Source organism: Pseudomonas fluorescens, assembly GCF_018614775.1.
GTDB classification, from domain to species: Bacteria; Pseudomonadota; Gammaproteobacteria; order Pseudomonadales; family Pseudomonadaceae; genus Aquipseudomonas; species Aquipseudomonas fluorescens_BY.
Genome location: NZ_JAGGOF010000035.1, coordinates 1 through 13,228, shown reverse-complemented (window position 1 = coordinate 13,228; position 13,228 = coordinate 1). Strand labels below are relative to the sequence as shown.

11 protein-coding genes are annotated in these 13,228 nt (G+C 63.6%); all 11 read right to left on the bottom strand.

Going from position 1 to position 13,228, the window contains the following annotated elements; genetic code table 11:
• Positions 1-92: 92 nt before the first annotated feature.
• On the bottom strand, positions 93-866 hold the full coding sequence (locus tag J7E36_RS09980) for an SDR family oxidoreductase (protein ID WP_215002349.1): 774 nt from the start codon (positions 864-866) through the stop codon (positions 93-95).
• A complete protein-coding gene (locus tag J7E36_RS09975) occupies positions 863-2,074 on the bottom strand; it encodes an O-succinylhomoserine sulfhydrylase (protein ID WP_215002347.1) in 1,212 nt (403 codons plus the stop codon). Before J7E36_RS09975 ends, J7E36_RS09980 begins: the two co-directional genes overlap by 4 nt.
• A 57-nt stretch (positions 2,075-2,131) precedes the next feature.
• Complete coding sequence (gene purF, locus J7E36_RS09970; RefSeq protein WP_215002345.1) at positions 2,132-3,637, bottom strand: amidophosphoribosyltransferase; 1,506 nt, start codon at positions 3,635-3,637, stop codon at positions 2,132-2,134.
• Between the two features lie 41 nt (positions 3,638-3,678).
• Complete coding sequence (locus tag J7E36_RS09965; RefSeq protein WP_215002343.1) at positions 3,679-4,239, bottom strand: CvpA family protein; 561 nt, start codon at positions 4,237-4,239, stop codon at positions 3,679-3,681.
• An 89-nt stretch (positions 4,240-4,328) separates the two neighbouring features.
• Entirely contained in the window at positions 4,329-4,976 is a 648-nt protein-coding gene (locus tag J7E36_RS09960) for an SPOR domain-containing protein (protein ID WP_215002341.1), read from the bottom strand.
• Entirely contained in the window at positions 4,960-6,267 is a 1,308-nt protein-coding gene (folC, locus tag J7E36_RS09955; RefSeq protein WP_215002339.1) for a bifunctional tetrahydrofolate synthase/dihydrofolate synthase, read from the bottom strand. Before folC ends, J7E36_RS09960 begins: the two co-directional genes overlap by 17 nt.
• Positions 6,264-7,184: an acetyl-CoA carboxylase, carboxyltransferase subunit beta gene (accD, locus tag J7E36_RS09950; RefSeq protein WP_215002337.1), complete on the bottom strand. Its 921-nt coding sequence runs from the start codon at positions 7,182-7,184 to the stop codon at positions 6,264-6,266. Before accD ends, folC begins: the two co-directional genes overlap by 4 nt.
• A 258-nt stretch (positions 7,185-7,442) precedes the next feature.
• Positions 7,443-8,075, bottom strand: coding sequence for a phosphoribosylanthranilate isomerase (locus tag J7E36_RS09945; RefSeq protein ID WP_215002335.1), 633 nt, complete (start codon positions 8,073-8,075; stop codon positions 7,443-7,445).
• A 63-nt stretch (positions 8,076-8,138) separates the two neighbouring features.
• Complete coding sequence (gene truA / locus J7E36_RS09940; protein WP_018610821.1) at positions 8,139-8,963, bottom strand: tRNA pseudouridine(38-40) synthase TruA; 825 nt, start codon at positions 8,961-8,963, stop codon at positions 8,139-8,141.
• Positions 8,964-9,248: 285 nt separating this feature from the next.
• Entirely contained in the window at positions 9,249-11,846 is a 2,598-nt protein-coding gene (locus J7E36_RS09935) for a FimV/HubP family polar landmark protein (RefSeq protein WP_215002333.1), read from the bottom strand.
• Between the two features lie 208 nt (positions 11,847-12,054).
• Entirely contained in the window at positions 12,055-13,065 is a 1,011-nt protein-coding gene (locus tag J7E36_RS09930; protein ID WP_215002332.1) for an aspartate-semialdehyde dehydrogenase, read from the bottom strand.
• Positions 13,066-13,228: the final 163 nt, after the last annotated feature.

The window sequence follows — 13,228 nt, the reverse complement described above, 5'->3', positions numbered from 1 at the left end:
AGTTTTTTTCAAAAACAGCTTCGAGCGGCAAGCTTCAAGCTGCAAGCAGAAACGCCAACACCGCGAAATCGCTCGCCACTTGCAGTTGCTCCTCATGCATAAATCATTTTCTTGGTCATGCCGCCGTCCACGACGAACTCCTGGCCCGTGACGAAACCGGCATTGCGCGACAACAGCCACGCCACCATCGCCGCCACGTCCTCTACCGTGCCCACCCTGCCCGCCGGATGCTGGGCGTGGTCGGCATCGGCCAGCGGCTGTGCGCGGCGCTGGGACGGGTCACGCGCGTCGATCCAACCGGGGCTGACGGCGTTCACGCGGATCTCCGGCCCCAGGCTGATCGCCAAGGCATGGGTCAGGGCCAGCAAGCCGCCCTTGCTCGCCGCGTAGGCTTCAGTGTCTGGCTCCGACTGCGCGGCGCGGGTCGAGGCCAGATTGACGATGGCCCCGTTGTGAGCGCGCAGGTACGGCGCACAATGCTTGGCCAGCAGCATCGGCCCGCCCAGGTTCACTGCCAGGACCCGATTCCAGTAGGCCAGGTCGAGGCTTTCCAGGGTGATGTTGTGCGGGTCGGCGATGGCCGCGTTGCACACCAGCGCGTCTAGCCGCCCGAACTGACCGAGCACCTCGGCGATACCGGTAGCGACCTGTGCTTCATCCGCCACGTCCATGGCGATGAACCAGGCGTTGTCGCCCAGCGTCTTCGCGACCTTGGAACCGCGCTCGCGATCCAGATCGGTCAGCACCACCTGCCAGCCTTCACAAATCAGCCAGGCAGCAATGCCAAGGCCAATGCCCCGCGCAGCGCCCGTGACCAATGCAACCCGGCCATGGATGCCGCTCGGCGGCGTTGCCAATTCGATCACAAGGCCGCCAACCCACGGGCCAGGTCAACTTGCAGATCAGCCACGTCTTCCAGGCCGACCGCAACGCGGATCAGGCTGTCACGAATACCCGCCGCTTCACGCGCCTGGGGCGACAGACGGCCGTGGGAGGTGGTGCTCGGGTGGGTGATGGTGGTTTTGCTGTCGCCCAGGTTGGCGGTGATGGAGATCAGCCGGGTCGCGTCGATGAAGCGCCAGGCGCCCTCCTTGCCCCCTTTGACCTCGAAGCTCACCACCGCACCGAAACCGCGCTGCTGACGCTGGGCCAGATCGTGTTGCGGATGACTCTTGAGGCCGGCGTAATGGACTTTCTCGATACCGTCCTGCTGCTCCAGCCACTCGGCCAGGGCCTGGGCGTTGGCGCAATGCGCCTTCATGCGCAGGCCCAGGGTTTCCAGGCCCTTGAGGAAGATCCAGGCGTTGAACGGACTGAGGGTCGGCCCAGCGGTACGCAGGAAGCCCACCACTTCTTTCATCTGCTCGCCTCGACCGGCCACCACGCCGCCCATGCAACGGCCCTGGCCGTCGATGAACTTGGTCGCCGAATGCACGACCACGTCGGCCCCCAGCTTCAGCGGCTGCTGCAGCGCCGGGGTGCAGAAGCAGTTGTCGACCACCAGCATGGCGCCCTTGGTGTGGGCGACTTCCGCCAGCGCGGCAATGTCCACCAGCTCGGCCAATGGGTTGGAGGGCGATTCGACGAACAACAGCTTGGTGTTGGGCTTGATCGCGGCATCCCAACCGGACAGATCCGCCAGGGGCACGTAATCGACTTCCACCCCGAAGCGCTTGAAGTATTTTTCGAACAGGCTGATGGTCGAGCCGAAGACGCTGCGCGACACCAAGACATGATCACCCGCGCTGCACAGGCTCATCACCACCGCCATGATCGCCGCCATGCCGGTGGCGGTGGCGACCGCCTGTTCGGCGCCTTCCAGGGCGGCAATGCGCTCCTCGAAGGCCCGCACGGTCGGGTTGGTGTAGCGCGAGTAGACATTGCCGGGCACTTCACCGGCAAACCGCGCCGCGGCATCGGCCGCCGTGCGGAACACGTAGCTGGAGGTAAAGAACATCGGATCGCCATGTTCGGCTTCCGGTGTGCGGTGTTGACCCGCGCGCACCGCCAGGGTGTCGAACGCTACGCCTTCAAGGTCGCTGTCCAGCCGACCGGCATCCCAATCCTGACTCATGCTGCCACTCCTGTAATCGGTTAAACGCAAACCGGCCCCTCGGGGCCGGTTCGTGACTCAGTTGTTGTACAGATCGATGATCGCACTGACCGCCTGGGTCTTGGCCTTGGACGCATCGTTACGCGCGTGCTCGATCCGGTTCAGGTAGGCCTCGTCGATGTCGCCGGTAACGTACTTGCCGTCGAACACCGCGCAATCGAACTGCTCGATCTTGATCTTGCCGCCGCCCACCGCTTCGATCAGGTCCGGCAGGTCCTGGTAGATCAGCCAGTCGGCGCCGATCAGGTCGGCCACGTCCTGGGTGCTGCGGTTATGGGCAATCAGTTCGTGGGCACTCGGCATGTCGATGCCGTAGACGTTCGGGTAGCGCACAGCCGGGGCTGCCGAGCAGAAATACACGTTCTTGGCGCCGGCTTCGCGGGCCATCTGGATGATCTGCTTGCAGGTGGTGCCGCGCACGATGGAGTCGTCCACCAGCATCACGTTCTTGCCGCGGAATTCCAGTTCGATGGCGTTGAGTTTCTGGCGTACGGATTTTTTCCGCGCGGCCTGGCCCGGCATGATGAAGGTACGGCCGATGTAGCGGTTCTTCACGAAGCCTTCGCGGAACTTGACGCCCAGATGGTTCGCCAGTTCCAGTGCCGCGGTGCGGCTGGTGTCCGGGATCGGGATGACCACGTCGATGTCGTGGTCCGGGCGCTCGCGCAGGATCTTCTCGGCCAGTTTCTCACCCATGCGCAGGCGGGCCTTGTAGACCGAGATGCCATCGATGATCGAGTCCGGGCGCGCCAGGTAGACGTGCTCGAAGATGCACGGGGTCAGGCTCGGGTTGGTCGCGCACTGGCGGGTATGCAGCTTGCCGTCTTCAGTGATATAGACCGCTTCGCCCGGAGCCAGGTCGCGGATCAGGGTGAAGCCGAGCACGTCCAGGGACACGCTTTCGGAGGCGATCATGTACTCGACGCCTTCGTCGGTGTGACGCTGGCCGAACACGATCGGACGGATGCCGTGGGGGTCGCGGAAACCGACGATGCCGTAGCCGGTGATCATCGCCACGACCGAGTAGCCGCCAACGCAACGGTTATGCACGTCGCTCACGGCGGCAAACACGTCTTCTTCGGTAGGCTGCAGCTTGCCGCGCTGGGCCAGCTCATGGGCGAACACGTTGAGCATCACTTCCGAGTCGGAACTGGTGTTGACGTGGCGCAGGTCCGATTCGTAGATCTCCTTGGCCAGCTGCTCGACGTTGGTCAGGTTGCCGTTGTGCGCCAGGGTGATGCCGTACGGCGAGTTGACGTAGAACGGCTGGGCTTCAGCCGACGTCGAGCTGCCCGCGGTCGGGTAGCGCACGTGGCCGATACCCATGTGGCCGACCAGACGCTGCATGTGACGCTGGTGGAACACGTCACGCACCAGGCCATTGTCCTTGCGCAGGAACAACCGGCCGTCATGGCTGGTCACGATACCGGCAGCGTCCTGGCCGCGGTGCTGGAGCACGGTTAGCGCGTCATACAGCGCCTGATTGACGTTCGACTTACCGACGATACCGACGATGCCACACATGCGACGCAACCCCTACTTAATGGATCTGAACTGAACAACACTCACTGCGGCGTTTTGGCCGTCGGCAAGAGCTGTTCCTTGAACGGTATTTCAGCGGGTACGCTGATACCGCTGGCAAGCCACTGACTGCTCCAACCCAGGATCAGGTTTTTTGACCAGTCTGCGACCAATAGAAATTGTGGCACGAGCCGGGACTCCTGCCACCACTTATCCTGCTGTACCGGCCCCAGGCTCAAGAGCCCGACAGCCACGACCACCAGCAGCGCGCCACGCGCGGCGCCGAAGGCCATGCCCAGGAACCGGTCCGTCCCGGAAAGCCCGGTGACGCGAATCAGTTCGCCGATCAGGTAGTTGATCATTGCGCCGACCAGCAAGGTGGCGATAAACAAGATGGCACAGCCCGCGATCACGCGAGCCGACGGGGTTTCGATGTATCCGGCGAGGTACTGGGACAGCGAGCCACCAAACAACCAGGCCACGACTCCCGCGATGATCCAGGTCAGCAGCGAGAGGGCTTCCTTGACGAAGCCCCGGCTCAGACTGATCAATGCGGAGATGGCGACGATCGCAACGATCGCCCAGTCAACCCAGGTAAATGGCACGGTGCAGCCTACAGACGGATAAGGCGGCGCATTTTAGCAGAGCCCAGGCCTGTCGGTAAGCTGCGTGATTCAAATCAGCTAAATCGCAGTTAACCGCGCTCTGGCTGGAAACGTACCACGAACCCCTTGAGGTTCTGCTGGCGACCGAGCAGATCACGCAGGCGGTCGGCCTCGGCCCGCTCGATCAGCGGACCGACAAACACCCGGTTCTTGCCATCGGCGGAGCGGATATAGGCGTTGTAGCCTTGGCTGCGCAGGTTCTTCTGCAAGCTTTCGGCACTTTCGCGGCTGGTCAGGCTGGCCAGTTGCACCGACCAACTGACCGACAGGCCGTTGGCATCCACACGACTTTGCGTGGTATCCGGCTTGGCGGGCGCAGCGGTAATCGGCTGGGTCGGCGCCGGCTTGACGGCCGGTGCTGCGGGAACGGGCGTTGGCGCGACAGCCGGCTTGCTCGGTGCAGGCGCAATAGGCGTCGACGGTGCAGCCGGTTGCTGAGCCAGCTCTTCGTCGCTCGGAATCGGCTCCTGGGGCAGCGCCTGTGGCTCGGGCACCGCCACCGGTTCAACGTGCATCGGCGGCACCGACGGCGCTTGAGGCGCAGCCGGCGCATCGACCGTGACCTGGCGTTGCTCGTCCTGGCGGGAAAACAGCATCGGCAGGAAAATCACCGCCAGGGCCACCAAAACCAAGGCCCCGACCATGCGCTGCTTGTACGCCTTATCCAGCAATGCCATCTGCCGCTTCCTCCGTGGAGCGCCGGGCCAGCCATTGCAGGGCCTCGGCAACACAAAAAAATGATCCGAACAACAGGATCTCGTCATCGGTCGTCGCCACGGCGCACTGCCCTTCCAGCGCGGCGGCCACACTGCCGTAGCTGCGTACGGCGGCACCGCGGCGATGCAATGCGTCCTGCAACTCTGCCGCCGGACGCGAACGCGGCGAATCCAGTGGCGTTACCGCCCAATGCTGGACACTAGCACCCAACGCATCGACAACGCCATCCAGATCCTTGTCGGACAGCAGCCCGAAAACCGCCAGACGCTGCCCTGCCACGGGCCGCCGAGCCAGGCGCTCGGCCAAGTACTGCGCCGCATGGGGGTTGTGGCCGACATCCAGCAACAGGTTCAGACGCTTGCCTTTCCAATCGAACTGGCGGTGGTCAAGCCGCCCGACGATGCGGGTCGCTTGCAACGCTTCGACAATTTGTCCGGCGTCCCATGGCAAACCCAGCAACAGATAGGCCTGAAGCGCCAGCGCGGCGTTTTCCATCGGCAGGTCCAGCAGCGGCAGATCGCGCAGCTCCACCGGATGGCCCTGGGCGTCGCTGCCGCGCCATTGCCAATGTTGCTCGGTCATTGCCAGATCGAAATCCCGCCCGCGCAGGAAGAATGGGCAGCTCAGCTCACGGACCTTGTCCAGCAACGGCTGGGGAGGATTGAGGTCGCCACAGAGCGCAGGCGCGCCCTGGCGGAAGATACCGGCCTTCTCGTAAGCGACGGACTCACGGGTATCGCCCAGGTAATCGGCATGGTCCACGCCGATGCTGGTGACCAGGGCGATGTCCGCGTCCACCAGGTTGACCGTGTCCAGGCGACCGCCCAGCCCGACTTCCAGCACAACGGCATCGAGGCCCTCACGGGCGAACAGCCAGAACGCCGCCAGGGTGCCCATTTCGAAATACGTCAGGGAAATTTCGCCGCGCCCGGCTTCCACCGCAGCAAAGGCTTCGCACAGCGCGACGTCAGTGGCTTCGACACCGTTGACCTGCACCCGCTCGTTGTAGCGCAGCAGGTGCGGCGAACTGTAGACACCGACACTCAACCCTTGCGCCCGCAGCAGCGAAGCCACGAAAGCGCAGGTCGAACCCTTGCCGTTGGTGCCAGTGACGGTGATGACCCTGGGTGCCGGCTTGGCGAGCCCCATGCGGGACGCTACCGCTTGCGAGCGCTCCAGCCCCATGTCGATGGCCGACGGATGCAACTGCTCGAGGTAGGCAAGCCAGTCGCCCAGGGTACGCTGGGTCATAGGCCTGCAGGCACCGGCGGAACCACGATCGGCTCGATCGGCGCGGCGACGAACTTCGGCGTCGGCAGACCCATCAGTTGCGCCAGCAGATTGCCCAGGCGCGGACGCAGTTCCTGGCGATGGATGATCATGTCGATGGCACCATGCTCCAGCAGGAACTCACTGCGCTGAAAGCCTTCCGGCAGCTTTTCACGCACGGTCTGCTCGATCACGCGCGGGCCGGCGAAGCCGATCAGGGCCTTGGGCTCGCCGACGATCACGTCGCCCAGCATCGCCAGGCTGGCGGAGACACCGCCGTAGACCGGATCGGTCAGCACGGAGATGAATGGGATGCCTTCTTCGCGCAGACGCGCCAGTACCGCCGAGGTCTTGGCCATTTGCATCAGGGAGATCAGCGCTTCCTGCATCCGCGCACCGCCGGAAGCGGCGAAGCAGATCATCGGGCAACGGTTCTCCAGGGCATGGTTGGCGGCACGAACGAAGCGCTCGCCGACGATGGCGCCCATGGAACCGCCCATGAAGGAGAATTCGAAGGCCGAGACCACCACCGGCATGCCCAGCAAGGTCCCGCTCATGGACACCAGTGCATCTTTTTCACCAGTCTGCTTCTGGGCAGCGGTCAGGCGATCCTTGTACTTCTTGCCGTCGCGGAATTTCAGGCGGTCTACCGGTTCCAGGTCGGCGCCCAGCTCCTCGCGACCTTCGGCGTCCAGGAAGATATCGATACGGGCACGCGCGCCAATGCGCATGTGGTGGTTGCACTTGGGGCAAACGTCCAGGGTCTTTTCCAACTCCGGGCGGTACAACACCGCTTCGCAGGACGGACATTTGTGCCACAGACCTTCAGGCACCGAGCTTTTCTTCACCTCGGAACGCATGATCGAAGGGATCAGTTTGTCTACCAACCAGTTGCTCATGCTTTCTTTCTCCAGTACCGGCGGCCCGAACGCTCTGGTTCGCGGCCCCGCGTATGCCCTTGAGCTAAATTCATTTGTGCGGCGAGGGCCGTAAGGCGACCACGGTCAGCGCGGAGCATGACCTGCGTGCAACCCAACCTTCCTCAGCCATCCCGGCAACCGCTTCAGCGTGGCTGCCACTACGCTATCGGCCCGCCCGGAGGCGGCGCCTGCCTGCTTTGTACAGTGCAGGTATGGACGGCGGCAGTCTGCCAGCCGTCACATTGACGACTGGCTGCTGCGTACAGCCGCCATGAACGCGCGAATCTTCGCCGGATCCTTGATGCCCTTGCCCTGCTCAACGCCGCCACTCACATCCACCGCGTAAGGGCGAACCTGGCGAATCGCCTCGGCCACGTTCTGCGCCGTAAGGCCGCCGGCCAGGATAATCGGCTTGCTCAATCCCTTGGGCACCAGCGACCAGTCGAACGCTTCGCCGGTACCGCCAGGAACGCCCTCCACGTAGGTGTCCAGCAACATGCCGCTGGCACCGGCGAAGGCCTCGCAACTGGCGGCGATGTCATCGCCCGCCTTGACCCGCAATGCCTTGATGTACGGACGATGCCAGCCTTCACAATCGGCGGGCGTCTCGTCGCCATGAAATTGCAACAACGCCAGCGGCACCGCATCGAGTATCTCGCCCAGCTCGCAACGACTGGCGTTGACGAACAAGCCGACGGGGGTCACGAACGGCGGCAGGGCCTGGATGATCGCCCTCGCCTGCTGCACCGTCACCGCCCGCGGGCTCTTGGCATAGAACACCAGCCCGATGGCGTCGGCCCCGGCCTCGACCGCCGCCAACGCGTCCTCGACGCGGGTGATCCCGCAAATCTTGCTGCGAACGGCCGACATGTCGTGAAAACTCCAAGGCAAATCCGTGAAAGTCCCGGATGGTAGCAAATGCTGCGAAGGGCGTCAGCCGTCGAGTTCGGAGAAGCCCGTGAGGAAATGTGGCCCGATGTAACGCTCCGGCAGCTCGAACTCATCGCGATACTCCACTTGCACCAGGTACAGGCCGAACGGATGCGCCGTCACCCCACCGGAGCGGCGGACACGACTGTCGAGCACTTCCTTGATCCATTCCACCGGGCGTTCGCCAGCACCGATGGTCATGAGCACGCCGGCAATGTTCCGGACCATGTGATGCAGGAACGCGCTGGCGCGGATGTCGAGCACGATCATCTTGCCGTGACGGGTCACGCGCAGGTGATGCAACTCCTTGATCGGCGACTTGGCCTGGCACTGGCCGGCGCGGAAAGCGCTGAAATCATGGACTCCGACCAGGTACTGCGCGGCCTCGGCCATGCGCTCGACGTCCAATGGGCGGTGATTCCAGGTGATTTCTTCGTTGAGGTGCGCCGGGCGAATCTGATCGTTGTAGATCACGTAGCGATAACGCCGGGCGATCGCCTTGAAGCGCGCATGAAAATGCGCCGGCATCACCTTGGCCCAACTGACACTGACATCGTGGGGCAAGTTGATGTTGGCCCCCATTACCCAAGCCTTCATCGAACGCTCGACCTGGGTATCGAAATGCACCACTTGGCCGCAGGCATGCACGCCAGCGTCGGTACGGCCGGCGCAATGCAGCGAAACCGGCGAGTCGGCGACTTTGGACAGCGCGTTCTCAAGGGTTTCCTGCACCGTCAGTACGCCGGAAGCCTGGCGCTGCCAGCCACGATAGCGCGAGCCTTTGTATTCCACGCCCAAGGCGATGCGGAAAAAGCCGTCGGCCGCCATTTCGGCAGCCGGGTTGTCTATGTTTGCCAAGGAATTACAGCCTGCTGAGGGACGCAAAGGCGGGCATTATAAGGCCGGTGGGGCGGGATGCCAGTGCAACAGGTGATCCTGGGTTGGATCGACTGGCGCCATCGCGAGCAGGCTCGCTCCCACAGGCTTTTGTGAACGCTGCGAATCCCTTGTGGGAGCGAGCCTGCTCGCGATGGCAATCTTCCAGGTAACCTCATATTCCGCCCCAAACAAAACGGCAGCCTCACCGGCTGCCGTTTTGTTGATCCCATACCCTCACACCAAGCGCGACAACATCTCCTGCGCTTCGCTCTTCTGGGTGGCATCGCCTTCGTTGAGGACTTCGCCGAGGATATCCCGGGCACCGTCGCTGTCGCCCATGTCCATGTAGGCTTGTGCCAGGTCGAGCTTGGTCGCCACTTCATCGGTGCCGCCGAGGAAGTCGAAATCCGGTTCGTCCTCGGCACCGACCAGTGCGTCTTCGGCGGTAAACGTCGGCGTCGGCTGGCTCAGGGTGTCGGACAGGCGATCCAGTTCGGCGTTGACATCGTCCAGCTCGGACTCGAAGGCATCCTTCGGCGCGACGTGGGCGTCCATTTCGTCGGAAAGGGACAGGTCGAAATCCGCCGGCAGCTCGAGATCGTCAGCCGGGGTATCGAGCAAGGCTGGCGTATCGGCCGCAGGCAGGTCGAACCCCTTGAGGTCGTCGCCCAGGTCCAGCAGGAAGTCTTCGTCGTCCAGCGCCGCGACCGGGGTCGGTGCATCGGCACCCAGGTCCAGGTCGAACTCCGACAGGTCGTCGAGGCTTTCGTTGGCCTGGGTCTGCTGCTTGAGCACCGACTCGAAACTCAGGTCGTCATCTTCCGGGAACGCGTCCAGCTCGGCGATCGGTTCGGCTGCCGGCGCCACCGGCGACGCTTCCAGATCATCCAGGCTCAGGTCAAAAGCACTGTCCAATTCTTCGTCGGTCAGCGGCTTGTCTTCCAGCAGGTCCTTGACGTACTGCGCGTCCAGTTCGGCAGCCACTGCCGCTGCAGCCAGGCCAGCACCGGCAGCGACGACCATGGCAGGGAAACGGCTCTTGAGCTGTTCGACCTTGGCGTGGTTATCGCCGTTGGCGACCAGCTGGCGCTCCTGGGCGACAAAAGCGTCGCGGTCGCCCTGCTGGCCGTAGACTTCCATCAGCTTGAGACGCAGATCACTGCGCTGCGGCTCGGCCTTGATGCCCTGCTCAAGCAGGTCAGCGGCCTGGTTCAAACGACCACGGTCGATGTGTGACTGGGCCAGGGGCAGCACATCGTCGGAGTCGGAACGCTCGGCGGCCGGTGCCACCAAGGGCGCGGCGATAGGTGGCGTGACGATCACCGGCGCCACCAGTGGAGCTGGCTTGGGCATCGGCGCGGGCGCTGGCTTTGGCTCGAGTTTTACGCTGGGGGGTGGAACCTCAATGCCCTCGAAGCTGCTCGGGGGCAGATCGAGCTCCGGGGAGAAGTCAGCCTCCTCCTCAAGGGCTCGGGCCATGCGCAAATGCTTTTCGGCTTCCTGCTGGGCCTTGCGGCGACGGGCGAGCAACAACAGCAGCAACAGCAGGATCAGCGCACCGCCACCCACCAGGCCCAGCAGGACCGGGTTGGTCAGCAGGTCATTGTATTTTTGCTCGTTGGACGCTGCGGGGACTGGCTCAACCGGAGCAGCAGGTGGTGACGCTTGCGGGGTCACTTCAGGAGCCGGGGCAGACTCGGGGGCGGCCGCCGGTGCCGGGGTCAACTGCGCGGACATCGCCGGGGCCGCTTCGCCAGCAGGCGGAACCGCGGCGCCATCGGCCTGCATCTTGGCCAACTGATTGTTCTTCAGCTCGATCAGGCGTTGCAGCTTGTCCAGCTGGCTTTGCAGGTCCGCCATGCGGCTTTTCAGCTCTTCGTTGTCCCGACGAGCCGAATCGAGGCTTTCCTGGGTCACCGCCAGCTTGTTGTTCAATGCCTGGGCATCACCGGCAGCGCCCTTGCCCTTGCCACCCGCCTTCGCCGACTCGGCAGAGACCAGGCTCAGGTTGTCGCGGCCGGCCGCCTGCGCAGGGGCTCCTTCACCACGACCGCGCCTGGTCGCATCCAATTGCTGCTTGCCCGCGCCCGCCACGCCCCGACGACCGGAACGCCAGGCGGCGTTCTGTGCAGCGACTTCGACGATGGCCTGGGGTTGCGGCAATGCGGTGCTTTGTACCGGGTCCGGCAGACGCAGCACCTGGCCGGTCTTGAGCAGATTGATGTTGCCATTGATGAAGGCGTTCGGGTTCAACGCCTGGATCGCCAGCATGGTTTGCTGGACCGACCCGCCGTTGCGCACCTTGGCGGCGATTTCCCACAGGGTATCGCGCGGCGTGGTGGTGTACTGGGAAGGCTTGGTGGCTCCCGTGACCGGCGTGGACACCACCTGTGGCGGCTTCGCCCGAGCAGCATCCGCCGCCTGCGGTGAGAACTTGGACGGATCAAGCAGCACGCTGTAGTCGCGCAGCAAACGACCGTTGGGCCACATCACTTGCACCAGGAACTTGACCATCGGCTCGGACAGCGGCCGGCTGGACGTGACGCGCAGGACGCTTTTGCCGCTGGCGTTGATTACCGGGGTAAAGGTCAGGTCATTGAGAAAGGCCTGGCGGTCGACGCCGGCCTTGGCGAAGTCATCGGGCGAGGCCAGGCTCGGCACGACTTCGGCGGCGGTCAACTGCTGGACGTCGAGCAGCTCGATCTCGGCGACCAGGGGCTGGTTCGGCGTCGACTTCAGGGTCAATTCCCCCAGCCCGAGCGCTTGCGCCATACCGGAGGACAGCGCCGAGGCGGCCGCTATTGCTAACACCAGTTTGCGAACTTGAACCATAGCCTCTTCCTTTGTTTGAACATTCCTCGGCCAGCGAGAAGGTCTTGATGCCGCTGCCGTAAGGCGTTGCGCGCAGCCCCGAAGCGCCGGTGCGCGCGATCATTTCACTCATGTCCCGGGAAGCCCCCGCAGGGAGGTTCGCCTTCAACACCCTGGCCAAGCATAGCGCCCGGCTAGAACCATTCGACAAATTGACGCCAAGTATCTTTTACAGCAAGTCTTTTATCAACAACTCAGCTACCTGCACCGCATTGAGCGCCGCGTCTTTGCGCACGTTATCTGACGTCAGCCACATGTTCAGTTCCGCCGGGTCGTCAATACCGCCGCGCACACGCCCGACGTAAACCACGTCCTGCCCCACCGCATCGCCCACCGGCGTCGGGTAATCGCCCGCGTCTACCAACTCGATACCGGGCGCCGCTTCCAGGGCTGCGTTGACCTTCGTCAGGTCGACGGCACCGGCAGACTGCACAGTCACGCTAAAGCTATCGCCAAAAAATACCGGGGCTTGAATGCAAGTCACGGAAATCTTTAACAAAGGTTGATCCAGCAGCTGGCGCAATTCACGCACCAGGCGCTTCTCCAGCAATGTATGCCCCTGCTCGTCCGGCGTGCCGACCTGGGCCAACAGGTTGAACGCCATCTGTCGGTCAAAGAATTTTGGTTCCAGTGGACGGGCGTTGAGCAACTCGGCGGTCTGGCGCGCCAGTTCGCTCACCGCGACCCGGCCCTGGGCGGACACCGCAAGACTGGCGGCCACATTGATGCGCTGCACGTCCAGGCATTCGCGCAGCGGTGCCAGCGCAACAGCCAACACCGTGGCCGACGGGCTGGGGCTGCTGACTTGAAACGGCTTCTTCAGGCCGGCCAGTACCTGGGCATTGGCTTCCGGGACGACTTGTGGTGCCTGCTCCGGCGGTAACGCACCGGACAGGTCGATCAGCCCACAACCGGCCGCCGTGGCTCGCGGGGCGAAGCTCAGGGTCACTGCCGGGCCAGCGGCGAAAAATGCCAGCTGGACTTTGCTGAAATCAAATTCATCGACCTCACGCACCCGCACGTTCTTGCCACGAAACATCACCGAGCTGCCGGCCGATTCGCTGCTGGCCAGCAGGTACAGGTTGCCCACCGGAAAGTCCCGCTCTTCCAGAATCTGGACAAGGGTTTCGCCGACAGTACCGGTGGCGCCGATCACGGCAATATCAAAGGACTGGCTCATGGGTCTACCTCAGGTAAAACGTGGGGAGCGGCACTTTACCGGGTGGCAGGTATGCGGGCAATTGGCTGGGAGACTTGTAGTGCCTGGACTGGCCCCATCGCGAGCAGGCTCGCTCCCACAGGTTTTGTGTTCGCCGAATATCCAATGATTGGGTGGAGGCAAC